Origin of the sequence: Bacillus sp. 165 (assembly GCF_017742235.1) — a bacterium.
Lineage (GTDB): Bacteria > Bacillota > Bacilli > Bacillales > Bacillaceae_G > JAGHKQ01.
This window is the reverse complement of the sequence record NZ_JAGHKQ010000003.1, coordinates 52542-76620: the sequence shown is the minus strand read 5'-3', so window position 1 is coordinate 76620 and position 24079 is coordinate 52542. Positions and strand designations below refer to the sequence as shown.

At 40.1% G+C, this 24079-nt stretch carries 20 protein-coding genes and 1 CRISPR repeat array; of the genes, 4 read left to right on the top strand and 16 right to left on the bottom strand.

Annotation, left to right across the window (positions count from 1 at the left end; genetic code table 11):
• Nucleotides 1-148 precede the first annotated feature (148 nt).
• Together argH and J7Q84_RS05305 are read right to left on the bottom strand one after the other, a co-directional pair.
• Nucleotides 149-1666: an argininosuccinate lyase gene (gene argH, locus J7Q84_RS05310; protein WP_247739104.1), complete on the bottom strand. Its 1518-nt coding sequence runs from the start codon at nucleotides 1664-1666 to the stop codon at nucleotides 149-151.
• 102 nt (nucleotides 1667-1768) lie between these two features.
• Nucleotides 1769-1978, bottom strand: a complete 210-nt coding sequence (locus tag J7Q84_RS05305) for a hypothetical protein (protein ID WP_209093407.1) — start codon at nucleotides 1976-1978, stop codon at nucleotides 1769-1771.
• Nucleotides 1979-2873: 895 nt separating this feature from the next.
• On the opposite strand from J7Q84_RS05305, the gene J7Q84_RS05300 reads away from it, so the two are divergent.
• Nucleotides 2874-3755 carry a chemotaxis protein gene (locus J7Q84_RS05300; protein WP_209093406.1) on the top strand — a complete coding sequence of 294 codons (882 nt, stop codon included), beginning with the start codon at nucleotides 2874-2876 and terminating at the stop codon, nucleotides 3753-3755.
• Nucleotides 3756-4138: 383 nt separating this feature from the next.
• Here J7Q84_RS05300 and J7Q84_RS05295 read toward each other — a convergent pair whose 3' ends face one another.
• A complete protein-coding gene (locus J7Q84_RS05295; protein ID WP_209093405.1) occupies nucleotides 4139-4273 on the bottom strand; it encodes a YuzL family protein in 135 nt (44 codons plus the stop codon).
• Between the two features lie 165 nt (nucleotides 4274-4438).
• Between J7Q84_RS05295 and J7Q84_RS05290 the strand changes: the two genes are divergently transcribed.
• Complete coding sequence (locus tag J7Q84_RS05290; RefSeq protein WP_209093404.1) at nucleotides 4439-5923, top strand: aldehyde dehydrogenase family protein; 1485 nt, start codon at nucleotides 4439-4441, stop codon at nucleotides 5921-5923.
• Nucleotides 5924-5995: 72 nt separating this feature from the next.
• Nucleotides 5996-7195 carry a cytochrome P450 gene (locus tag J7Q84_RS05285; RefSeq protein ID WP_209093403.1) on the top strand — a complete coding sequence of 400 codons (1200 nt, stop codon included), beginning with the start codon at nucleotides 5996-5998 and terminating at the stop codon, nucleotides 7193-7195.
• Nucleotides 7196-7286: 91 nt separating this feature from the next.
• On the opposite strand, the gene J7Q84_RS18280 is transcribed toward J7Q84_RS05285, so the two are convergent.
• The 3 genes from J7Q84_RS18280 to fabG all read right to left on the bottom strand — a co-directional run bounded on the left by J7Q84_RS18280 (nucleotide 7287) and on the right by fabG (nucleotide 10371).
• Nucleotides 7287-7496, bottom strand: a complete 210-nt coding sequence (locus J7Q84_RS18280; RefSeq protein WP_247739103.1) for a hypothetical protein — start codon at nucleotides 7494-7496, stop codon at nucleotides 7287-7289.
• Nucleotides 7497-7544: 48 nt separating this feature from the next.
• Nucleotides 7545-7943: an alpha/beta hydrolase gene (locus J7Q84_RS18275; protein ID WP_247739102.1), complete on the bottom strand. Its 399-nt coding sequence runs from the start codon at nucleotides 7941-7943 to the stop codon at nucleotides 7545-7547.
• 284 nt (nucleotides 7944-8227) lie between these two features.
• A CRISPR array of direct repeats spans nucleotides 8228-9313; the repeat unit is 37 nt; unit sequence TGTGTTAATCCTCTAAACGAGGTTTTTTTATTTCTAT.
• 317 nt (nucleotides 9314-9630) lie between these two features.
• On the bottom strand, nucleotides 9631-10371 hold the full coding sequence (gene fabG, locus J7Q84_RS05275) for a 3-oxoacyl-ACP reductase FabG (RefSeq protein WP_247739101.1): 741 nt from the start codon (nucleotides 10369-10371) through the stop codon (nucleotides 9631-9633).
• Between the two features lie 134 nt (nucleotides 10372-10505).
• On the opposite strand from fabG, the gene J7Q84_RS05270 reads away from it, so the two are divergent.
• Complete coding sequence (locus tag J7Q84_RS05270) at nucleotides 10506-10655, top strand: YfhD family protein (protein ID WP_209093401.1); 150 nt, start codon at nucleotides 10506-10508, stop codon at nucleotides 10653-10655.
• Between the two features lie 26 nt (nucleotides 10656-10681).
• On the opposite strand, the gene shc is transcribed toward J7Q84_RS05270, so the two are convergent.
• The 10 genes from shc to J7Q84_RS05220 form a co-directional block, all read right to left on the bottom strand.
• Nucleotides 10682-12553, bottom strand: coding sequence for a squalene--hopene cyclase (shc, locus tag J7Q84_RS05265; RefSeq protein ID WP_209093400.1), 1872 nt, complete (start codon nucleotides 12551-12553; stop codon nucleotides 10682-10684).
• Nucleotides 12554-12657: 104 nt separating this feature from the next.
• Nucleotides 12658-13083, bottom strand: a complete 426-nt coding sequence (locus tag J7Q84_RS05260) for a divergent PAP2 family protein (protein WP_209093399.1) — start codon at nucleotides 13081-13083, stop codon at nucleotides 12658-12660.
• 77 nt (nucleotides 13084-13160) lie between these two features.
• Nucleotides 13161-14099 carry an EamA family transporter RarD gene (gene rarD / locus J7Q84_RS05255; RefSeq protein ID WP_209093398.1) on the bottom strand — a complete coding sequence of 313 codons (939 nt, stop codon included), beginning with the start codon at nucleotides 14097-14099 and terminating at the stop codon, nucleotides 13161-13163.
• A 184-nt stretch (nucleotides 14100-14283) separates the two neighbouring features.
• Nucleotides 14284-15957, bottom strand: a complete 1674-nt coding sequence (locus J7Q84_RS05250) for an SH3 domain-containing protein (protein WP_209093397.1) — start codon at nucleotides 15955-15957, stop codon at nucleotides 14284-14286.
• 182 nt (nucleotides 15958-16139) lie between these two features.
• Nucleotides 16140-16583 carry a peptide-methionine (R)-S-oxide reductase MsrB gene (gene msrB, locus J7Q84_RS05245; RefSeq protein WP_209093396.1) on the bottom strand — a complete coding sequence of 148 codons (444 nt, stop codon included), beginning with the start codon at nucleotides 16581-16583 and terminating at the stop codon, nucleotides 16140-16142.
• A 41-nt stretch (nucleotides 16584-16624) separates the two neighbouring features.
• Entirely contained in the window at nucleotides 16625-16888 is a 264-nt protein-coding gene (locus tag J7Q84_RS05240) for a DUF1294 domain-containing protein (protein WP_209093395.1), read from the bottom strand.
• A 23-nt stretch (nucleotides 16889-16911) separates the two neighbouring features.
• Nucleotides 16912-17415, bottom strand: a complete 504-nt coding sequence (locus tag J7Q84_RS05235; protein ID WP_209093394.1) for a GNAT family N-acetyltransferase — start codon at nucleotides 17413-17415, stop codon at nucleotides 16912-16914.
• 365 nt (nucleotides 17416-17780) lie between these two features.
• Nucleotides 17781-18089: a hypothetical protein gene (locus J7Q84_RS05230; RefSeq protein ID WP_209093393.1), complete on the bottom strand. Its 309-nt coding sequence runs from the start codon at nucleotides 18087-18089 to the stop codon at nucleotides 17781-17783.
• 107 nt (nucleotides 18090-18196) lie between these two features.
• Nucleotides 18197-21565, bottom strand: coding sequence for a tubulin-like doman-containing protein (locus tag J7Q84_RS05225; protein WP_209093392.1), 3369 nt, complete (start codon nucleotides 21563-21565; stop codon nucleotides 18197-18199).
• Nucleotides 21566-21597: 32 nt separating this feature from the next.
• On the bottom strand, nucleotides 21598-23787 hold the full coding sequence (locus J7Q84_RS05220; RefSeq protein WP_209093391.1) for a vWA domain-containing protein: 2190 nt from the start codon (nucleotides 23785-23787) through the stop codon (nucleotides 21598-21600).
• Nucleotides 23788-24079 lie beyond the last annotated feature (292 nt).

Sequence of the window (24079 nt, the reverse complement as noted above, 5' to 3'; positions counted from 1 at the left end):
TTCTGACTTTCTTCAGTTAGTGAAATAAGACAATCTCAGTGTAACCGATTTCATCTGCTATCACAAGCTGATTTTATGAAAAGATACAGCTTTTATAAAGAAAATTCAGCAGAGAGAATTTTTAATCACATAAAAGAACTGCACCCTATTATGGGTGCTGTTCTTTTATAATTTCTTGAATTCTAGCAATAAGAGTATTGTTTGCTTTTTTTATATTTTGCCCTGCTTGTTCCAGAGTGTGCCGGGCTTCTTGCATTGTCTTGTTCCGTTCTATAATCATCCGCTCTGCTTCCTGTATGTTCGGTCCGCCCCTAACACTTCGGCGGCTGACAAATACATCTGGCGAGATAATATCCTTCCACTCACAATCTGTTAATGTACTAGATGCATATCGTTCCAAGAGCTGATTGACTTCGGCAGCTGATAATTCATACAGCTCACATTGCTTGTTAGTGCATGCTTTCGCAACTTCTCCTGCCAGTTTATGAGCAGTGCGAAATGGAATATGCTTATCCCTTGCCAATACATCGGCAAGCTCTGTGATAGTAATGCAATGCTTTGCAGCTCGTTCATGTAACATTTCCTTATTTACATTCATCGTTCGAATCACAGCATTCATTAACAGCACGACACGATTTGCTTTTTCATAGCTTCTATATAAATGAGGCTGCAAATCATCTTCTGTATCTACGATATCTCCAAAGGGTGTATTGTGAATCATATGAAGAACCGTTAATGCTTCACCCGCTGAACTGCTCGCTAGCGCCCGGGAATGCTCAACTGAAACAGGATTTCTTTTTTGCGGCATAATGCTGCTTATTTGAACATATGGGTCAGCTATAGAGATAGCGTTAAACTCCTTCGTTACATATAACAGAAAATCTTGAATCCACCTGCCTGTATTTGTCATCAAGGAGAGAACAGCTGTAGCCCCCTCTACTAAATAATCTCCTCCTGCAATCGCATCATAAGAATTTTCCACCACCCCATCAAACCCCAACAATTCTGCAGTCCTCTCTCTATTAATAGGAAAGCCAGTTGTAGATAAAGCTGCGGCGCCAAGTGGCGATAGATTTACTGTTTTAAACGCCCGCAATAGCCTCTCTATATCTCTCATTAGCCCATCAAACACAGCTAATAAATAATGTCCGAGAGTAATAGGCTGAGCAGGCTGAGTATGAGTATACGCGGGTATTATAGTATCTTTCTGTTCTTCTGCTTGATGTAGTACAGCTTCCGCAAGACCTAACGTACTGTTTGCCAATTCTAACATATACTTCCGCAGCACCATGCGGTACATCGTAACTCCCATATCATTTCGGCTTTTCGCAATATGCATATTCCCTGCCAGATCATGCCCAATTTCTTCCCCTATTTTTTGTTCCAGTAAAAAAAACAAATCTTCATATTCCGAATCATATTGCAAAGAGCTAATCTGTATTTTAGAAACTGTATCAAGGCCTTGTAAAATACATCCTGCCTCCTCTATATCAATGATATCCGCCTCTAAAAGCATCACCGTATGAGCGCGATGAACATCAAACATAACGGACGATAAATGATCCCTCTGCAGCAAAAATACATGTTCAAGCAAATGCTTGGCATACGTTGCTCCCGGAAAAGCATTTCCTTCTTTTCGTATAAAATCTTCTTTAGATTCCTTCATAACAAACGTTCCTCTCCTGCTTTTACTTATTATAGTACCCTGGGACAATATCATTGGTTCATAAAGAAAAAAGAGACAATGGATTCATTGTCTCTTACAGTTTTAGCTTCTTTCAGAACGGCAGGAAGGAAAGTGGTATATGTTTTGAATTTCATTAAATCCATACTTAAAGGTAGCAAACTGCTGGTCGTACAAATAGTCTAATACGTATACATAGTTTCCTTTCACATCACATAAAACACCTGACACACCTTTTCCGTTTCGCAGGGAAATCCCGACAGGCTTACCAATTAATCGGTATAGTTGATCCACAGCTTTAGCTCCTCCATTTTGCAATAACTATACAGTATATGGAGACGGCCACTGCTTGGACATATGTAATTTGTCTATTTTGATAATGTCATTTCGACTTTCAAACTCTCTGAATCAATAAATGAAAAGTTTTGTTTTTGTTTGCCTATCAGATTCCCTGTGTATGGAGGGCTGCTTAATATTCTTGAGGTCGATATTTATATAACTGACTTTTACTTTCGATATATAGTGTTGAAGATGAATAAGTTTTGTATACTAAGTCAATGTGTGTAAAAGTCATGATTTATGCAGCAAAACATAATTGGAATGAAAGATAGAGAATTGAATGTTCTATTAAATTTTTTAATCTAATACAACGATATAAATAAGCAGGTTTTTTTATCCATTAAATGTAATATATTACTTTACATCAAATTATTTTTCTAAGAGAGGTGATTTCATTATATGACTTCATAATGCTTCCCTTTTGTAGAAATGCAAAGATATTTAGGCTTAAGATTGACGTATGTGATGGAGGGTAACGGTAAATTCATAACATAACTACTTCAGAATCATCAGTCGAAACTACAAGTCAGTTCTATCGATTTGAATAAGAATATTAGAGGCATAGTACAAGATCACACACCCTTCGGTAAACAAATAGAGGAAAAATATTTACTTCTCTTAAAATCTATCAATACCCACTTTCTCGTTTCAGACTAATTCATATAAGTGTAAGCTAATTTTCCGACTGATTAATCGGTCCAATACTCCTACATACTATCCTAATTTGATAGACCTACATGTCGAAATATCAAACGAGATTTATATAGAATAGAACAAATCTTCATCATAAAAACAATGTTGTAACTGAGCTGATTTGACACGCTCTCAGTTACCTAAGGAGAGAAATAATATGAAAAAAAAGCCCATTGCCATTGCTATTATTCATGGGATAGGTCATGATAGAAATTTCATAGATAAAAAGAAAACAAGAGAATTAATAGAAAAGTATTTTAAACAAAAAATTAAGCCCTACACAGATGATCCTTCCTCTCAAATTTTCACAGAATTTGTGAATTGGGAGAACGTATTCCAACCTAGGGAAGATAAGCTGTTTGAAAAAGCAGTACTGCAGAAGGGCTTAGATTATTCAAAGCTCCGTCAGTTAGTCATTAGCTATATGGCAGATGCAATCGCCTACCAGCCTGTCGAAGGAGGTAGAGACAACTACAGACGCGTTCATCAAGCATTCGGAGAGACTCTTAAAAATCTATCCCAATGGGCAGGACCGGATGTACCTTTATGCGTGATCTCCCATAGTTTAGGTTCAGTTATCGCCAGCAACTATTTCTATGACCTACAAGCCAAAAGAGAGACAGGTAAAGATACTGCTTTAGAAAAGGGGGAAACCCTGTCTTTATTCTATACACTTGGTACAACACTGCCCTTATGGAGCTTACGATATGAGAATGGTCTGAATAATCCTATTGTTGTTCCCGCACCAGAAATGAAGGTTAAACACCCCAATCTAAAGGGTGAGTGGGTAAATTTCTATGACAAGGATGATATTTTAGGATATCCATTAAAAATAATAAGTGATGAATACGAACAAGCGGTACACGAAGATATTGAAGTAAATGTAGGAAACATACTTACAAGCTGGAATCCAGCATCTCATACTCAATATTTAGGAGATACAGACGTGGCTGAGCGCATTGCTGCAGGCTTGTTCCAAGTATGGTGCCATATGAATAATATCGAAATAAAGGAAAAGCTAGAAGCTGTAAAAAAATAATTACCACATCAAATTCTTCTTATTATTTATTATGAACAAATAATAAGAAGAATGAATAAGAAGTGAGTATACGATTGCTCTGTACTTACTTCTTGTTTCTTTTAATTTTTCTACTTAAAGATGTTATATGAACTCCATTTTTTGTACCGTGTAGCAGTTAGTGTTTTCGATAAATTAGAGAGGATTTACATCTACAAGCATTTCTCATATTGCACCTCGCAAACCTACATTGCAACAATATAAGAACTCATCATTTAAAACATCGATCACATGCATACACGCTACCTTAACCACAATGAATCTGATTTCTGATTCGCCCTTTCATTCGGCTTTCTGTTCCTTTCTAACACTATAACATAAAAACTCACAGAAAATCTGTGAGTCTACGATTGCTTTTGCTTATGACGAGAAGATGGGGCTTCTACACTTCCCGTTTCTGTGTTTGTCGTTCCTTGTCCTTCTACCTGTGACGAACCAAGCTTCGCTCTGGACGGATCTTTTTTCACTTTTTTTCCCATTCTAACACCTCCCTCTCTTACATTCCCCTGTCCTCCTAGATTCTATTACATAAATTTTAACAATTGTAACAGAAATGAAATTTGAATTTTCTTAATATTAAGTATATTATTGGGTTGGGATGAATAACTGTTCCATTCTTTAACAATTATTAAGGGGGTATTGTAATGAGTCAAGTAGCGGTGAGTATTCACGAAAAAGTAGAGCAGTTTTTAAAAGGTACAAAAAAGCTGTTTATCAACGGTGAATTCGTTGAAAGCGCTTCCGGTAAAACGTTTAAAACTCCTAACCCTGCTACAGGTGAAACATTAGCTGTTGTTTCGGAAGCCGGTCGTGAGGATATTAATAAAGCTGTCCTTGCTGCTCGTTTGGCATTCGATGAGGGTCCTTGGTCCAAAATAAGCAATGCCGAACGCGGACGCTTAATGTACAAGCTTGCTGATTTAATGGAAGAGCACAAAGAAGCTCTTGCGCAGCTTGAAACATTAGACAATGGTAAACCGATTCAAGAAACCCTTAATGCCGACCTTCCGCTTGCGATTGAGCACCTCCGTTATTACGCAGGCTGGACAACAAAAATTGTCGGTCAAACAATCCCGGTTGCCGGAGATTATTTCAACTATACACGCCATGAAGCTGTCGGTGTTGTCGGCCAAATTATTCCGTGGAACTTCCCTCTTTTAATGGCAATGTGGAAGCTCGGAGCAGCATTGGCAACAGGATGCACGGTAGTGTTAAAGCCTGCCGAACAGACTCCTCTTTCCGCTCTGTATCTTGCTGAGCTTATTCAAGAAGCAGGCTTCCCAAAAGGTGTTATCAACATCGTACCAGGCTTTGGCGAAACTGCTGGACAAGCTTTAGTCAACCACCCGCTTGTTGATAAAATTGCTTTTACAGGCTCAACGGAAGTTGGAAAAACAATCATGCGACAAGCTTCCGAAACATTAAAGCGCGTTACGCTTGAGCTCGGAGGAAAATCACCGAACATCATTTTACCAGATGCTGATTTATCTCGTGCCATTCCAGGCGCATTATCCGGCGTTATGTTTAATCAAGGCCAAGTTTGCTGTGCAGGCTCTCGTCTCTTTATCCCGAAAAAGATGTACGACAATGTAGTAGCAGACCTTATTTTATATTCGAAGAACTTAAAGCAAGGTGCAGGTATAAATCCTGAGACGCAAATTGGACCGCTCGTTTCACAGGAACAGCAAAACCGCGTGTTAGGCTACATAGAAAAAGGCGTAAACGAAGGTGCTGAAGTTGTAGTGGGCGGAACAAATCCGTCTGATAAAGGCTATTTCGTTTCTCCTACTGTATTTGCTGCTGTAAAGGACGAAATGACTATCGCTAAGGAAGAAATTTTCGGACCTGTCATTGCTGCCATGCCGTTTGAAGATTTAGATGAAGTCATTAACCGTGCAAACAACAGCAATTATGGTCTTGCTGCCGGTGTTTGGACAGAAAATGTGAAGAATGCTCACTATATCGCCAACCGCCTGCGTGCAGGAACAGTTTGGGTGAACTGCTATAATGCATTTGATGCAGCTTCTCCATTTGGAGGATATAAACAATCCGGCATCGGACGTGAAATGGGCTCTTATGCATTAAACAACTATACAGAAGTAAAAAGCGTTTGGATTAATATGAACTAATCATAAGGCTCCCGAATAATACTCGGGAGCCTTTTATCTAAATAGTTTTTCATATATAAAGGAGGAATATGAATGGAACAGCAGCGGCAAAGCTATGGATTGTTTGTACGCCCGCAAGGCTTAAATGATGCACACTCACCTTACGATTGGTATAAAAAAATGCGAAAGGACTCTCCCGTTGCATTTGATCCGGTACGCAATTGCTGGGATGTGTTTCTCCATGAGGATGTGCAAATGGTATTACAAGATTATAAGCGTTTCAGCTCAAATCGTAACGGAGTGATCCCGAGCTTACTAGATTTAGATCCGCCGACTCATCGAAGATACCGAAACATTGTCAGCCAAGCCTTCACCCCGAAAGCCATTCAAGCGCTCGCACCGCGCATTACATCCGTTACACACGAACTGCTTGCCGCAATTCAAGGAAAAGGTGAGATTGATATAGTAAAGGATATCGCCTATCCGCTCCCTGTTATCGTTATCGCGGAAATGCTAGGTGTGCCGGGTAAAGACCGCGCCAAATTCAAAGAATGGTCTAATGTTTTAGTATCTGGTACGCAATCCCTTGCACCTGAAGAAATGACAAAGCTGCTTGAAGAGCAAAGAAAAGCAACTTTAGAATTATATTCCTATTTCCAAGAAATCGTCTCCCAACGTAAGCTTGAGCCGAAAAATGATTTAGTATCGACTCTGCTTGCCGCAGAAGTGGATGGAGAAAAACTAAATATGGAAGAATTGTTAAGCTTCTGTCTTGTCCTTCTCGTCGCAGGTAACGAAACAACAACTAACCTTGTGACTAATACAATGCTGACGTTGTTTGAACACCCTGATGCTCTGGAGGAGTTGTATGAGAACCCGGCATTGATACCATCAGCCATTGAAGAAGCGCTTCGCTACAGATCCCCTGTTCACGCCATGAACCGTTTCGTCACGGAAGATATAGAACTGAAAGGGATGCATCTTAAGAAAGGACAAGAAGTAATGGCTTGGATCGGGTCTGCGAACCGGGATGAAGCCGTATTTGAACGGCCTAATGTTTTTAATATACATCGCACCTCTAATAACCATATTTCATTCGGAAGCGGCGCTCATTTCTGTCTCGGCTCCCAGCTTGCTAGATTAGAAGCGAAAATTTGTATTACGGAGATGCTGAAGGCTTTTCCAAACATGGAACTCGATACACAAAAAGAGCTTCAGCTTGTTCCGAGCGCCTTTGTGTATGGATACAAAGCACTTCCTGTCATCGTTGGTTTAGGAGAGAAAGTAAAATAGGGATTTATTTTCGTATTAAGCATTTATCCTGAAAGCAACAAGCATGGCTTATGTCATGCTTGTTGCTTTTGAATATTATTCTTTCGCAAGATCATCTAACAAAAAACGAAAAAACAGACGGAACTCTTTCTCTAAAACTGTGATAGCTGTGCTCTGCTCCTTCCACAATTTCAAATTTTATATTTGGTAGTTTCTCCTTCAGCATTTCAAATACTGCTGTATTGGAAGCAAGAAATTCCTTGTTGATTCTCTCATCATCAGCTGCCTCTCTCGTTCCTGCATCGAGATAAAACCTATCCATTGACGATAAATCTGAACTCTTTATTAACCTTTCAATTTCCTCTTGATTTCAGAAATAAGCTGAGGAAATTGCTGCTACTCTCGTAAAAAGATTCGGATAACGGCAAGCAGAATATGTAGAGATCAGCCCGCCTAAGGATATACCAGCCATATAATTTTGCTGTTTCATAGTACGATATTTTTTATCTATATATGGTTTCAAATCCTGAATGATAAACTCTGCGTATGCTCCTCCCTTTCCTCCTAGTGTACTTGTATCGCCCACCATCTTTTTGCTGTATTCACCATTGATCCACGGACAATATTCATTGATCCGCTCCTCCCCTTTTTTCGAATCGATGGCAACAACAATTATCTCTACTCCATTTTCATCCAAATATTCCTCTAACCTTAACGAGATTCCTCCAACCGCATCTTCATTTTGAAAAACATTTTGCCCATCATGCATATACTAAACTGGATAACGCTTATCTCCCTCATATTACTCTTTCGGCACATATACTCGAATCGTTCGTTCTTGATTGAATGGAGTCATATGTATAACAAAGGTCTCTAACATAAAAACACTCCTATCTTTCTCAAATAGTATATATGTTTTTAATATTGTCATAATTTTCTGTTCTTTCAGAAAAAAATCACAATAGTATTTTATTGCAAAAAAAGACGTGCAAACAATGAGCAGCTTGCACGTCTTTTTATATGTAGTTTATGAGTATTCAGACGATATGCGGGTGTGTTAATCCTCTAAACGAGGTTTTTTTATTTCTATCGAGGAGCTTTCGGTGATCCTTTCGGAGATGGAAAAAAGTGTTAATCCTCTAAACGAGGTTTTTTTATTTCTATTGCAAGGCAATGGCTCTGCATGGGCGGAGTCTATCATTGTGTTAATCCTCTAAACGAGGTTTTTTTATTTCTATATAGTTCGTTAACACCAAACGAACTAACTACAATTTTCATGTGTTAATCCTCTAAACGAGGTTTTTTTATTTCTATGTAGTAAAGGAGGCAACCCTTCACGCCTCAGCCCTCTTGTGTTAATCCTCTAAACGAGGTTTTTTTATTTCTATAGGAGCAAGTTGAACCGATTTTAACGAAAATTTCTCAATGTGTTAATCCTCTAAACGAGGTTTTTTTATTTCTATATGACTTCACACCTGATTATGTGGCAATCGAAAAGTGTGTTAATCCTCTAAACGAGGTTTTTTTATTTCTATGAATCTGAGAAAGAATCTGAGAAAACAGTAAATACTTCTGTGTTAATCCTCTAAACGAGGTTTTTTTATTTCTATTTGAAATTTCCATAAAGTCAGGTCGACTGACTGGATGTGTTAATCCTCTAAACGAGGTTTTTTTATTTCTATTAAAGGGGTGTTAATATTTGTTGGATTTTTTTTTGTTGTGTGTTAATCCTCTAAACGAGGTTTTTTTATTTCTATTAAAGGGGTGTTAATATTTGTTGGATTTTTTTTTGTTGTGTGTTAATCCTCTAAACGAGGTTTTTTTATTTCTATATGCACCGGCTGATGGAACTGTCTATCAAGTAAAAGATGATGTGTTAATCCTCTAAACGAGGTTTTTTTATTTCTATTACTATTGATAGTGGGGGGGTTTTTGTTTTATTTTGTTCCGTTGTGTTAATCCTCTAAACGAGGTTTTTTTATTTCTATTCTCAAGGTAGAGTACTACAAATGAAATAAGTTACCTACTTGTGTTAATCCTCTAAACGAGGTTTTTTTATTTCTATAATACAGCAGGGTGTTTCACAATGCCCTGTATAAAAAAGTGTTAATCCTCTAAACGAGGTTTTTTTATTTCTATAGTACCTTTATTCTACCTTACTCTCCCAAGGCTTTCAAGAGCTAAAATGTATGGTGTCTCAAATATTGACCAAAGGCAAAAAACATTATGTAAACCAAACGGTTTTTTCTAAGGTTTTCATTATTTTAAGATATAAAAAAAATAACCCTTTATCCCAATTTTATTACTAACTAGTATAATCTATTTTTATTTCAATAAAATAACATGACATACCCCTTTTTTATGCTTTTTTCGTAGCATACGGTTTATATCTTTAAACATATAGCAATAAAAAGAAAGCACAACGGCTCATCTTTGTGTGCTTTCCACTGCTTTTATTAGAAATGTAATCCTCCGCTTACATTTACAATTTCTCCTGTAATATAACTGGATTCATCTGAAGACAAGAATGCAACTGTATTTGCTATGTCTTCTGGTTTGCCCATTCGTCTTGCCGGTATGGCGGCAATCATTTTTTCCTTTACTTTATCAGGAATGGTTTTGGTCATATCAGTGTCCATGAAGCCAGGACAAATAGCGTTGCATGTAATGCCGTATGCTGATAATTCTTTTGCCGCAGTTTTCGTTAAGCCGATTAATCCAGCTTTTGCTGCTGCATAGTTTGCCTGCCCAACATTTCCCTGCCAGCTCACTGATGAGATGTTTACGATACGGCCTGATTGCTGCTCCCGCATCACTTGAACCGCTGGACTCATGCAGTTAAATACTCCTGTCAAGTTGACTGCAATCACATCATCCCATTGCTGTCCTTCCATTTTATGAAGCATCGCATCTCTTGTAATGCCTGCATTATTTACTAAAATATCAAGTCTTCCGTATGTATCTACTGTATGAGCGATAAGGGCCTTCGCTTCTTCACGGTTTGCTACATTAGCCTGAAAGTAACTTGCTTTATATCCCTTTTCCGTGAGTTCTTGTGTTGTTTCCTGTATTCCGTCTACGTTTATATCACTTATCACAACATGAATCCCTAACGAAGCAAGCTTTTCTGCAATAGCTTTCCCAAGTCCTCTTGCTGCTCCCGTTACAACTGCAATTTTTTCTGGCGAGCTGGTCATATTCATTCTTCCCCTTTATGTTTTATTGTTCTACATCGTTTTCGACAAGTGAACCAAGACCTCCTGTTTTTACACATAAAAATCTCCAATTATGGAATGATAATGAAGTACAACACTACAAAGGAGGATGTAATATGAAAAAGCAGCAGCAAGATCAATATGGAAAAAGCATTAAAACTGATGGGTTAGATATTGAATTTTCACAAGAACTTGCCGATCAAGACGATTTAGAAGCACAAGAACGCTCGAAAGCAGCGGACGCCCGCCAAAAAAACAAGCAATAAAGCAAAAGAAGGCATCGCCTTCTTTTTTAGTCTGTATATCGCTTCATATAATTCCCTAATGCAAGCAATGGAAAAATATAGTTGTAGCTCTCATATCGAAAATAAAATTGCCCTGGCAGGCCGAGGCCAGTCGGATACTGTATTTCTTGTTTCGACCATGAGTGTTGACGCAGTAAGTACGCTATTCCTTTTTGAATGGATTTTCTTTCTTGGCCATACACAGCAATTAAAGCATCTGTTGCCCATGCAGTTTGTGACGGCGTACTGTAGCCGAGGGGCACATATTGCTTGATTTCGCAGCTTTTGCAGGATTCTCCCCAGCCGCCATTTTCGTGCTGGATAGACTCCAGCCATGCTGCTGCTTTTTGAATCGCTGGATGTTCTTTTGTTAAACCGACAGCGCATAATCCGGTAACGGCTGCCCATGTTCCGTACACGTAACAAATACCCCAGCGGCCATACCACGAGCCATTTTCTTCCTGCTTAGAAAGCAGCCACTCTACCCCTTTTCTAACTGCTGAATGCTCCATTGTCAAACCTGCATAAGTACCTAAAAACTGCAATGCTCTCCCGGTTAAGTCTGCAGTAGACGCATCAATAATGGCATCATTAGCATTTTCAAGCGGGATGAGAGTCAGCATTTCATTATTAGCCCCTTTTTCAAACGCTGCCCATCCACCGTCTGTATTTTGCATAGCAAGCAGCCACTCTACTCCTTTGTTCCAAGCTTCACGATACGTTTCATTTTTAACAGCCTCTCGTGTTATCGCCCGAAGAGCAGCACTCGTATCATCTATATCCGGGACCTTTGTATTAATATGTGAAAATCCCCAGCCTCCAGGAGCAGTCTTCGGAGCATGCACACTCCAATCTCCCTTTTGAGTATGCTGCTTGTGCAGCAGGTAGGTATTGGCATGTTGAATCATAGAATCATGCTCCGCTACCCCAGCCTCCTGCAAAGCATAGCTTAACAACGCTGTATCCCAAACAGTCGAAGGCGAATTTTGCACATGCACTCCGTTTTCCGTTTCGATCAGCAATGAGTGTAATCCTTGCAGCGCATGTTGAATCACAGGTGATGTTTTTGGATAACCCAAGGCAAGCAGAGCATAAATCATAAAAATCGTTGAACTGGCATAGCTGTATAACGTTCCATTCGGTTCAATTCTGTCGAGCATAAATTTCTCTAAATATGCATACCCCATCTTTTTATATTCAGACGGGTACCGTTTCAATTTTTTAATCTCTTGAAAAAGATTGTGCAATCCGATGCTTCTGTTCTGCAAAAACCACTCTGCATCTTCTGATTCTGCCATGAGATGAGTTAAATCAGGTGCTGCATAAGGTAATGAAAATCGTTTGTTAGCGCAAATAATCATAGGCAGTATATGAATGCGTGCGTAATTACTGAATTTAAATATATTGAAAGGAAAAGAAGATGGAAGAAAAAACACCGGAGTGGGAACATGAAATAGCTTCGGCCACGGATATTGCCCATGAACCGCCAATAAAAATTTCGTCATAAAATGTGTCTGAGACAGTCCGCCCTTTTTGTTAATAAACCTTTCTGCTTGCTTCATCCTGCTATCTTCCTTGCTCACTGTTTTTGAAAATAAAAGAGCATTGTAGGCTAGAACTGTTGCAGTGAGATTTCCTTCTCCTTCATCATCATACAATGTCCACGCTCCGTTTGGCTGCTGCAGCTTTTGTAATCTCGCTGCCAGTTGAAACACAAGCTGATCATTGCTTCCTAACGACTGCAATACCATAATCATGGCAGCATCAGTTAATAGGGAACCTTCGAATATAAAGCGCCATGCTCCATTCGACTTCTGGAGGTGACGCGACTCTTGCACCCTTTTTTGTATCTCTTCCCAAATCTGTTGCTTTTGCATCATCTCTCACACCTCTTTTGTTTCCATCGTTATACCTTATTCTTGAGGCGTGCACTATATGAACTAAGAAAATGCAAAAAAAGCCAATCCACATGAATTAGCTTTTTTTAATGACAATACCAAACAGCAACTACTACTCCGAGTATCGCACCAGCGATAACCTGATAAGGAGTGTGTCCAACAAGCTCATTTAGCATTTTATAATTTTTCATTTTGCCGTGAAAGAAATCATTTAAGATTTTAGCTTGATGGCTTACTGCCAACCTAACACCAGATGCATCATACATAACAATAACGGCAAAGATCAAGGCTAACGCAAACGTTGTACTTTCCACTCCATCATCAATAGCGATTGAGGTTGCTAATGCAGTTACTGTGGAAGAGTGAGAACTTGGCATTCCACCTGACGAGAAAAATAGTTCCAGCTCAAAGCGGCCGGTTCGAAATATAGCAATGACTACCTTCGCAAGTTGTGCTAAAAACCATGCAATAATCGCCGCGACAAGCGGGTCATTTTTAAAAATCACTTCCATTAGATGTCCTCGCTTTCTTTTCAGGCGTGGTACATTCTATATTAAAACTTCATAAAAAAAATAGCAAATGCTGGATGCTACGACGCTTTCATTGACTTTCTCAACTTCGGCTGCATGCTGACCATAAATTTTGTTTTAGCGATGGAAAAGATCATTAAAGCCGACCAAATGCACCCAAACGCATAGATATGAGTTTTCGTAAAGTTTTCATGAAATAAAAATACGCCGAGGCAAAGACTGATGGAAGGAGCTACATACTGTAAAAACCCTATCAATGACAACGAAATTAACCGTGCTCCCTTCGCAAAATATAAAAGCGGAACGGCTGTCACTGCGCCTGCTCCCATTAATAAAAACGTCGTAGAAACAGATTGAGAAAAAAATAACCCCGTTCCGTTCCATTCAAGCCAAATTAAATATATAAACGCAATAGGTGCAATCACCATCGTTTCAACTGTAAGTCCGATTACCGAATCTAAGTTTGTCATCTTTTTTACCAGTCCATACGTAGCAAAGCTCATAGCCAAGGATAAAGCAATCCACGGAACAGAACCGATACGGAACGTTAAAAGCAGCACTCCTGCTCCCGCCAACAAAACGGCGAAAGTTTGCCAAAAGCTTAATCGTTCTTTTAAGATCACAATGCCTAATACTACATTTACAAGCGGATTAATATAGTAGCCGAGGCTAGCTTCAATCACATGCCCTTTATTCACTGCCCATATGTAAATAAACCAATTGGCGCTTATAGTGATAGACGCCGCCAGTAAAGACAAAAACTGCTTGCGATTTGTACGGATCCTTCTGAACTCAACTGTAAACTGTCCCCATTTTTTACTTACACCTAGTATAACCAGCATAAAAATAAACGACCAAAATACACGATGGGCCAAAATTTGGTTAGACGGCACATGATTCATTAACTTCCAATATAAAGGTAAAAATCCCCAAAGCAAATATGAGAATGAAGCATACAGTATTCCCATCGTCTCATCAGAGTATCGTTCTTTTTCCATTTCCCCTCCGCCTTCCTTCACATAGTGAAACTATTATTCATTATAATTCTTTGTATTTTGTTTTTACAATAAAAAAATAAAGTTTACATAACATTGTTATGTAAACTTTATTTTCGTTTTATAAAAATTCAGCGTATACATACTCCAAATTCAAGCAAAATAAAAAGAGGAGAAATTCTCCTCTTTAGCGGTACACTTGCTCCGTTCCGGACGTGCTTATGCTTTGAACTTGCCCGTTCACATATACTTGCGTTTGACCGTTTGCCAATACCGGAACATCATTTTCCAATACTTGTGTGTAATATTTATAATCAGCTGTTCGGATTAAATTTTTAATTTGAAAATACGTTTTGTACGTAGATAAATTCACTTTAAAATATCCAATTGTGCCGTTGTATTCCACTTTAAACCATTGGTTATTATATTTTGCAAGTACTGTAAATTCTGCACCTTGCGGAATCGTCGTAACTTCTGATCCGTCGATTGTCCCTTTTACCGAAAGTACAGCATTAGCCGTTGCTTTCGTTTCCGAAGAAAACATATCTACAGTTTCAGGCAAAGCAATCGCTGAAGCTGTTTTGTCCATAATAGAAATATTCGTATACTCTGTAGCATTAAACGGGTGAATTTTATTCGCGTGGTTGGCAATTTTCTCTCCCCACTGCTTATCAGACGCATAGTAATAATTTAATCCGCCTGCCGCATCACCTAAATAATAGCCCTTAAACTTCCAGGATGACGGATTTAAATACCCTGATTTTAAGAAATATGCTTGGTATCGAACGGCTTGTTCAACGCTAGTAAACATGTAAGCAGAATCATAGGGGCTGGAATCATACGCTCCTACACTAAATAAATTATTCTTCCAGTTAGATAAATAGTTCGTCCCATAGGCAGATTCATGAATCGCCATCGCTGCCAAAATCAGTTGGTTAATTCCCGTTTCGGTACCTATCGTAATAAATAGCTGACCTTGCCCGCTAAACACACTCTTTTTACCTGTATAAGTTTCATATTTGCTAATATAATCATTGATTTCTTGAGCAGTCACCTTAGACGGATAACGAATATCCATAGTTTTATAGTCTGTTGCTACTGGTTTAACATCCGGAGTTGGGGTTGGTGCAGGATCCTGTGTTTTCGTAATATACTGTGCCGAAGACCAGCCCTTTATGCTGCCTGCCGTAACATAATACCAGCCATTCGCGCTCTTTGTAATCTCTACCACTGTTCCTTTTTTCAGTGTTCCTACTATTTTCGCAGTTGTGCTCGCGCTCGTTCTTACATTTAACACGCTTGCTGTTACTGTTCCTTTAGATGCATTCGATTGCGCTGGAGGCTCTACTGGTACAGTCGTTACTGTTTTCGTAATATACTGTGCTGAGCACCAGCCCTTTACATTACCTGCCGTTACATAGTACCAGCCATTCGCGCTCTTTGTAATCTCTACCACTGTTCCTTTTTTCAGTGTTCCTACTATTTTCGCAGTTGTGCTCGCACTCGTTCTTACATTTAACACGCTTGCTGTTACTGTTCCTTTAAATGCATTCGATTGCACCGGAGGATTCACTGCTGTAGTAGTACTGCCTTTAATATACAATTTAGAAACGTAGGCAATTTTCCCTTTGTACGTCAGTTTAACCCAAGAACTGTTGTAATCTGTATAAGAAACTGTATTCCCTTTATATAATGTGCCGAGCACCTTTGCCTTTGTATTTGGAGATTGTCTTATATTCAATGCTGAAGCTGTAACTGTACCTTGCTTATCGCTTGCTGCTTCCGCTTTATTTCCAAAAGCAACCACACCTGGAGCTAAAAGAGAGATACTTGCCACAATCTTCATGATGTTTGTTTTCAATGATGATACCTCCATAAGAAAAATGATAGAATGCAAAAATACTAGAATCTATCAACCTCTTCTTATAGACTATCATTTTTGTATGTATGTTTGAAACCAGAAACTATTTCCAGAAAAAAGGAAAAACCAAAACACTTTTGCGTGCATACAAAAAGGATTGAGCACTTCGCCCAATCCGTCGTTTATTCTTTCATAAAAAGAGAGCTAAACTCTCCGTATCCTTCTTCTTCCAATTTTTCTTTCGGGATAAAACGAATCGCTGCAGAGTTAATACAATACCGCAGTCCGCCTGTATCTCTCGGTCCGTCATCAAATACATGGCCAAGATGAGAATCTGCCTCTTTACTGCGCACTTCTGTACGAATCATAAAATGACTAAAATCCTTTTTCTCAACAACTTCTTCATCTTCAAGCGGTTTTGTGAAGCTCGGCCAGCCGCACCCTGAATCAAACTTATCAAGCGAGCTGAACAATGGCTTTCCAGACACAATATCCACGTAAATGCCCTCACCCTTAAAGTCCCAATACTCATTTTGAAACGGCGGCTCCGTTCCGTTTTTTTGCGTAACCTTATACTGCGTATCAGTCAGCTTTTCAATTGCTGCCTGCTTTTTCTCTTTATCCATACTATCTCTCCTTAGTTCCTTTAAATGTGAAATACAGTATTTTAGAATTTGAAATATACAATCAATCCAATTTGAACAATCAGCAATAAGGGAAAGCCAAACACAAATGCACTTTTTCGTGTTTTATGGCGAAATAAATACATGCCGACGAGTCCGCCTAACGCCCCGCCGATTGCCGCAAGCAAAAATAATGTATTTTCCGAAATTCGCCAGCTACCGTTTTTAGCTCTTCGCTTATCCTCTCCCATATACAGTAAACTAATAAGATTAATAGCTGCTATATACCATAAGATCTTCTCTCCCATATCCATTCCCCCTTTTATAATCCTTATTCAGAACGGTCAATCCAATATATGTTATGCTCATAGCCTTTATAATCTGTTCTTCCGGAAAAATGAAGCTCCAGCCGCTCTGCAACGCGAATAGACGGTGTATTGACAAGGCGGATCGGACAATCAATTCTCTTTATATGTAATTCGTGTAAGCCGTATTCAATAATACTTTTCGAGATTTCTGTCGCATATCCTTTTCCCCAATACTCTTTATGAAGCATATATGAAAGTAAGTATGTATTTCTGCCATCAAAATTTCGATATAATAAGCCTGCCTGTCCGGCAAATGCGTTTTCTTCTTTTGTATAGACCGGCCACCAGCTCACTCCGTATTTTTCATATTCCACTAATATATTATCGAGCCATTTGTTTGCTTCTTCCTTAGTCAAGGTTGACGGATAGTACGTCATCACGTCCTTATCCGAAAGCAAATGATACAATTTCTCCGCATCCTCGTCCGTAAACTTCCGTAAGACAAGTCGTTCTGTCTGCAGTATCATACTGTTTGCTCTGCCTCCTTTTTTAGATTAGCAGTCGAAATTCGTCATCTTGCCGATATACGCGCTAGTTCGCCGATATTTCGCTGCTTTTGCTGATATCTTCGCCATTTCCGCCGATTTCACGCTGCTTTTGCCGATATCTTCACCACTTCCGCCGATTTCACGCTGCTTTTGCCGATATCTTCACCACTTCCGCCGATTTCACGCTGCTTTTGCCGATATCTTCGCCACTTTCGCCGATTTCACGCTGCTTTTGCTAATATCTTCACCATTTCCGCCGATATCTCCGTCTCTCGCACCGATTTCACACTCTTTCATAGTACCAAGCTTTAGAAAAAAGAAAAAGCACAGGGGAGCCTGTGCTTTTAACGATTATGAAAATACATATTCAGGTTATCTTTAATGGCTTGGCGCTCCCCGTCATCGTGGACGTGAATTTCATAATGATCGCCTTCCATTGCTGTACTAAAATTGACAAAGCCTCTACCGCGCAGGAAATCTTCAATGTCTGCGATATGCTCGTATTCATTCGCCATCATCTTTTGTCCGACATATTCCTGGTCGACGAATACATCATAGGCTTCATAGCTTTGCTTGCTGTCATTATGAAATGTCATATTAAATGTGCCGGGATAAAGCCCGAATCCTTGATACCAACCATCTGTAAACGGCATGATATGTCCCTCCATATATACAAACTTACTAGCAGTTTGTCCGATTTAAGCAAACGTTATGCTCTCAAATAAAAAGGCACCTTGCTCAAACAAGGTGCCTTTTGTCATCATACTTCTTTTTTTACTAGCTCTGGGTGCAGAGCTTCGAGCTTCGATTGAATATGATGCCAGCATGTTTTATAGCGTGAGCTCGCTTCGTCTAAAATTTGCTTAGCTGCACAGCGGTTCCACAGATGTTCAATATAAATCGCCGCTTCACGCTTTGCCGCAAGCTCAGATTCCGGTCCGAAGTGCTTTTTGAAATATCCTTCAATTTCTTCGAGCAACACTTTCAGCAATTCCTCGCCGGCAGCATCTAAACTGTTATCCCGTCTGCCCTCTGACCGATACAGCATGACTGCATCCAATATGTTGTTTATATTTTCTTTTCCTAAATACATCAAATCCTGTGCGCCTTGAATGAACGCATGTGTATAAATATGGGATTCCCGCGATAAAGCTTCCTCTTTCTCCGCTTCATACCGTTCCATAATATTCTCATATATGAACGGATTATGAAGCAGCGCTTGATGAAGCTTATGCAAATCTCCCCTTACATATTTTCCTACTGATTGAATAAGGGAGCTGCTGCCGACACCGTTATATTGATACACATATTCTGTATCAACCTTAGCAAGGCTAATCCAGTGATAAATGAGGGAAACTAAAAATGCCCGGTTGCACTTACTATGATCCAGCTCCGCTTGATTTGGGTTCAAGTCTGGCATAAAAGCAGGCAAGTGCCAATTTTTATCCAGATGCGGTGTAATATTAGATTTTTTGCGATTTAATTTATTGATTTTTCGATAATATGCTTGAAAATATTCACCCCGTTCATCACTGAATCCGTTCAGCGCTTGCCCTGCCGAAAATTTTGGGAAATCTTGTATCGATAATCCATAATGAGCGCGGTAGCAAATTAACTCGTACGGAGAAAATGCCGTATCGGCAATTTCTTTTTCTTCAAACAACTCCTGCACAAGCTGTTCATTCAGCTCCTTTTTCGACTCTGGATGCATTCCCCAATAATGGAGCTCGCGGTGATTCATAATTTTCGGTATGAACGGACTGGATAATGGCATCAGCTCATCTATCTTTCTTGTCACATAGGAGTTCACTGCCTCACCTTTGAAGCTTGCTTCTTTCCGAAGGGCCTGAATAATAGAAAGTCCAAGCTTATCATGATAACGATTTTGCAGCTCTTTTCGGCAGTAGGCGAGCACATTTTCGCGATAAAACTCTTCAACCTTAAACGGTTCGCTTTGCTTATTATCCATACCTTGACAATATTTTCGGTAATGGCTCACATAAATTTCCGAAGAAATATCTCTTGGCAGCATGCCGCTGTCAATGCTGCGGTAGATGCTGTTCCACATTTGTTCCTGCATTTCTTTTGTAGCCAGCACATAGATATTTGTTGGATTTGTTCTTCCTTCAAACTCATTCGCTCGGCGGTCGATTTCAAGCAGCAAATTTTCACGTGTTTCATGAAGATTATCAAAAAACCGTTCCCAAATGCCGACCATCGTTATAATAGATTGCTCAAGGGAGGAAAGAACAAGTTCAAGCAATAAATCCTTACGATACTCATTGAGCTTATTGACATACTGCGGGATTACTTCATCAAATTCCCGTTGAAACACCTTTAATTCATTTTTAAAGAGCTTGCTGAAAAATCCTTGCTTTTGTGCTGTTTCCACACGCCGTACCGCGCCGACATTCCCCTCCACATGGCTTACATTGAACTTTTTATCGTACTGCTTGATTAAATTGCGTTTGTATTCATTTTGCTGGCGAAGCGAAGAAATGCGCTCTTGCACCAGCTTCTTTATTTCATACAACATATACCTTGCAGTAAGCGGATGAACCGGATGCGGCTTCTTTAAAAACCACGTATTGAGCTGATACGATTGTCCTTCGCTTCCTGCCGGGGCATATTGATCAGCATCCAAAATATCATATGCAAGCGTCGTTACATAATCGTATGCCCGTGTGTCAATTTGATATGCATACAGCTTGATTGCCGCATCGACTCTCGCAACCTCGCCTTTCGTTTGCTCCGTTATTTTCAATTTCGCTTTTGAGATTTTACACGCCTTTTGCAGCTTATTCAGCTCTTCGTCCCTTTGAATGGTAGCTGATACATAATGCTCGACCGCCTCTAAAAATAATTTTGCTTTGGATGTACCATATCTGCCGGTATCTGTCCCTTCTCTTGCTTCTAAATAAATTTGCTTATAAAACGGATGCGGCCGCTCCGGACGCGTTGCTAAATGCTCCAAATCTTCAACAAAGCTTTTTCCTCGCTCCAGCTTCTCGCGGTGAATGCCCTTTCGAACATCCTTTTCATAGCGGGTTTGCTTTTCCTCATATAAATCATCAAGATGCAGCCATGAATCCTCAAGCCCTTGCACCGCCCATTTTAATGAGCAATACTCGACAATGTTTTGATACGGATAAATCAGCTTTGCCGCTCCTGCTCCGCAATACCGCGCTTTGCCGTTTGAATCGGATAATTGTTGAATTTGGTTATCCTCTTGTGACAAATGATTCGCCGAAATCGGACTAAATAGCTGCAAATAAATCGTCGATGTCATCTGCTCCATATAGTCGGATAAGTTCAGCAAATGATGACCATGAAGATTTTCATAATCATATAAGAAGCAGTAATTATACGGTAAATGCTTTTCTGAAATCACATGATTGTTTCTGCCTTCCACATCAACCTGATCCGGACGGTACTCAAGCTGAATTGTGACCCCTTCACGCTTAGAATGCTCTCCCGATGAGGTAAGCGTAATGGCATTCAATTCCTTTAATGATGCGTATCCGTTCGCCTGCACTGATTCAAACTCTTTCCCGCTGATCGTTCTCGTTTTGACTAACACATCCGGAAGCAAGAAAGCACCCCGAATGATAATATTGTTATGACGCAGCTTTTTTCTTAGCATTTCCCGTAAATACAACGCAATTTGTAAAAACATCCCCGAGCCGGTTCCCCCGGCAAGCGAGGTAATAATAATCACCCTGACTCCGTATTCCGTTTTATCGCTCGTGACTGGAAAAATCTTTTCAATTTCCTGCCAAAAGGCATTTAGCTTTTCTTCCTTCATCGCGGCCAACAGAGCCAACCGTGACATAACGCGCAGCTGCCCCGCTCCTTCTGTCAGCGGCTTATCTAAAATCGTTGGATCGATAGGAAACCAGTCTTGAATTGATGGGTCCTCGGCCAAATACTCCCGAGGCGTTTTAATCGAGCTTGTTTGCGTAACATATTTTTGAATGTGACTTAAGCTGTTAATCATATTAACATCTGTATCAAACACATGAATGGCGACTTTTTTTCGATTTTCTTGCGGAATTTGTTCGTACACCTTACTCGCAATCGTACTCCCGATTCCGCCAAGTCCAATTAAAATTGTTGGTTGTATGCTCATTTTACTCACACTCCGCTGTTCATAGTTGAAAGCTACTCACATTCATAACGATACACCTCTGTGCAATATCCCCGATCAATAATGACCGTTTGATTCGGATAAAGCGGAAGCACCTCTTTGCCAGCATCCTCTTCATCCAGGCGTGAACCATCAATAATCATGCCGCTTAGCTGCGATTCTTTCGCTATCCAAATAGCATTTGTACCCTTCCTTGCGATTAGATGCAAGGACTGAATCGTTTTACGCTCTGCCCGGTACGGCACACCGATAAAATGAGACAACCAGCCTGTAACTAAAAGCTCGGGCTCTGGAGGATCATCTAAATCAGACTTCAGCATCTGCCTCATCTCCACATACAATAAACCCTTTCGATTAAAACGAGGCCGCACAAGCCATCCGATTAAAAGCGCTCCAGCAATGATCACCAGTACAGCTGTCGGGATCACCCATTCCAAAAAGTCTTTGTTTCGTTCGATAAACGACACATCCTGAATCGTCAACGGAAACACTACGTTTGCATGCTCTCCCGGATACAAGCCTGTTAATTCTGCTGTCGCTTCAATATCTCCCGTTTTCGTTATATTCAGCATCCCTTTTATATCAGGACGAATCGTAATGAAGATTTGATTGTTATGCTGCGAAATGGTATATGGAACCTGTTTCGAAAGTGTAAGTTTTACATTGTGCATCACCTTTTTCAATTCTGTCTCCGTCATCGGCTGTCCGTTAACGGTTGGCTGCAGCACGATAGGCTCTGATGAAGCTAACTCGGTCACCTTTTCAAGCCAATTACCTGTAACCAGCTGCAAATCGAGCTGGCGCTTCGACATCGGCTGCAGCTTGATTTCCTTCGTTTGCTTATACAGCCCTTTTACACGAACATCCACTTCTCCTGTTACTGCTTGACTCGGCATGGTAAACTCATATTGAAATGCGTTTCGCTCTTTATTCCACGTCAGCTTTTCTTCTTTCCCTTCGATTGAGTACGTTGCCGTAAATAGCGATTCTACATCCAACCCTGTTAGCTGCAGCTTCTTATTAGTCCCTTTTTCCAGCAGGGAAACCTCCATCACCATTGGACTGCTTTCAAAAAAGGTTTTCGTATCCTTTGATAACGTTCCATTTTCATCCTTACGGTACAGTGAAATGGCATAATCAAGTGCCGGCTCCCCTAAAACCTTCATTTTATCTAAGTGAATAGCCTTTGTATTAAAATGAAGATTGTACACGCCTGGAGAAAGCACCCCGTTTTTTCCTTCCAGGTGAGCAATATAGCCTTGAATAAGCGGACTGTCTCCTGCCGTACTAACAGGTGTTATAATTTCAAACGGTCCTGCCATATTGAGAGAAGAAGACTTATTTGCAAACTCAACCTTTTGAAGCAAAGGAACAGACTGCATATTATTTATTTGTTGAACGATGGTAAGACGAGTGAGCGGAAAAATAGAGGTGACAATTGCTTCGTTGTTTGAGAGCTTGACTTGGAGCCCGTCATTTATAGATGAGGTGCTGTCGCGATTGGTCATCATCGCGGCCACTGTATTAATGCTATCGATAATCCCTTGATCATCTTCGCTCGGAATGATGGTGCCGTCCGTCGTTTCCTTCCAAATCGACTTAAACAGCTCCATTTGCTGCTGCTCACTTGGCTGCAGACTCGACTCGACGGTAATTAACACCGCATGAGTGGTAATCCCTTTTTTCTGCATTCCTGTCATGAAACTCTTTAGCGTATTTGAGATAGCCTCTTGCTGCTCTTCAAGCTTATTAAAGGCGCCGTCCGTCAAAACAATCAGCCAATACTCTTTCTTCTGTTCCTTCTCAGCCCTTGCTTTTAATTCATTGATGGCGGTCACAACAGCATCAAATGGAGTATTTTTCGCTTCCTTCCAACTTCGGATATTGTTGATCTCCACCTGACGTTCTTTCGACGCTAGCTGGACCGGTATAAATTGGCTCGGCTTGCTCATCGGAACGTAAAAAAACGAGTCTTTTTCATCTAATAAGCTAATAAAGCTCTGCAGGGCATAATTTGCATACTGCCAGCGATGAATCGGCGTCTTCGTCCCGTTCGCATTTTCATTCACCCTCATGCTTCCCGAATCATCATATACCAGCGCCACTTCCTTTGCTTTCGTTCCTGTTTCCTGCGCCTGAACCGGTACTGCAAACAAGCCCAATACAACAATGAAGCTCGTGGCAATAAGAAGGAATTGCTTCATGTTTCTCGCCACCTTTTTCCCCTGCGTAAATTTGGATAACCACAGACAAAGGTTATCCTTACAACTTATATGTACAGAGACGAGATATATGACAAGAAGTAAGGCATTCCAAATAGAAAAATAGGACATACGAATGACTATGAAACTGTGCATTTGTAACATAGGGGACATAATCGGAGCGGTATTTCAAAACTGATACTGTTTAGGACCATTGTTGGACATCCAAAGCAGATTACATTAACTCCTATATACCTGTATCACTCCTGTCTTCTATAGAACACTGTTGTTCACT

Bases quoted from the DNA above. Each gene is read 5' to 3' on its own strand.
- argH (WP_247739104.1), bottom strand. From the start codon at position 1,666: ATGAAGGAATCTAAAGAAGATTTTATACGAAAAGAAGGAAATGCTTTT.
- J7Q84_RS05300 (WP_209093406.1), top strand. From the start codon at position 2,874: ATGAAAAAAAAGCCCATTGCCATTGCTATTATTCATGGGATAGGTCAT.
- J7Q84_RS05295 (WP_209093405.1), bottom strand. From the start codon at position 4,273: ATGGGAAAAAAAGTGAAAAAAGATCCGTCCAGAGCGAAGCTTGGTTCG.
- J7Q84_RS05290 (WP_209093404.1), top strand. From the start codon at position 4,439: ATGAGTCAAGTAGCGGTGAGTATTCACGAAAAAGTAGAGCAGTTTTTA.
- J7Q84_RS05285 (WP_209093403.1), top strand. From the start codon at position 5,996: ATGGAACAGCAGCGGCAAAGCTATGGATTGTTTGTACGCCCGCAAGGC.
- J7Q84_RS18280 (WP_247739103.1), bottom strand. From the start codon at position 7,496: ATGGATAGGTTTTATCTCGATGCAGGAACGAGAGAGGCAGCTGATGAT.
- J7Q84_RS18275 (WP_247739102.1), bottom strand. From the start codon at position 7,943: ATGCATGATGGGCAAAATGTTTTTCAAAATGAAGATGCGGTTGGAGGA.
- fabG (WP_247739101.1), bottom strand. From the start codon at position 10,371: ATGACCAGCTCGCCAGAAAAAATTGCAGTTGTAACGGGAGCAGCAAGA.
- J7Q84_RS05270 (WP_209093401.1), top strand. From the start codon at position 10,506: ATGAAAAAGCAGCAGCAAGATCAATATGGAAAAAGCATTAAAACTGAT.
- shc (WP_209093400.1), bottom strand. From the start codon at position 12,553: ATGATGCAAAAGCAACAGATTTGGGAAGAGATACAAAAAAGGGTGCAA.
- J7Q84_RS05260 (WP_209093399.1), bottom strand. From the start codon at position 13,083: ATGGAAGTGATTTTTAAAAATGACCCGCTTGTCGCGGCGATTATTGCA.
- rarD (WP_209093398.1), bottom strand. From the start codon at position 14,099: ATGGAAAAAGAACGATACTCTGATGAGACGATGGGAATACTGTATGCT.
- msrB (WP_209093396.1), bottom strand. From the start codon at position 16,583: ATGGATAAAGAGAAAAAGCAGGCAGCAATTGAAAAGCTGACTGATACG.
- J7Q84_RS05240 (WP_209093395.1), bottom strand. From the start codon at position 16,888: ATGGGAGAGAAGATCTTATGGTATATAGCAGCTATTAATCTTATTAGT.
- J7Q84_RS05235 (WP_209093394.1), bottom strand. From the start codon at position 17,415: ATGATACTGCAGACAGAACGACTTGTCTTACGGAAGTTTACGGACGAG.
- J7Q84_RS05230 (WP_209093393.1), bottom strand. From the start codon at position 18,089: ATGCCGTTTACAGATGGTTGGTATCAAGGATTCGGGCTTTATCCCGGC.
- J7Q84_RS05225 (WP_209093392.1), bottom strand. From the start codon at position 21,565: ATGAGCATACAACCAACAATTTTAATTGGACTTGGCGGAATCGGGAGT.
- J7Q84_RS05220 (WP_209093391.1), bottom strand. From the start codon at position 23,787: ATGAAGCAATTCCTTCTTATTGCCACGAGCTTCATTGTTGTATTGGGC.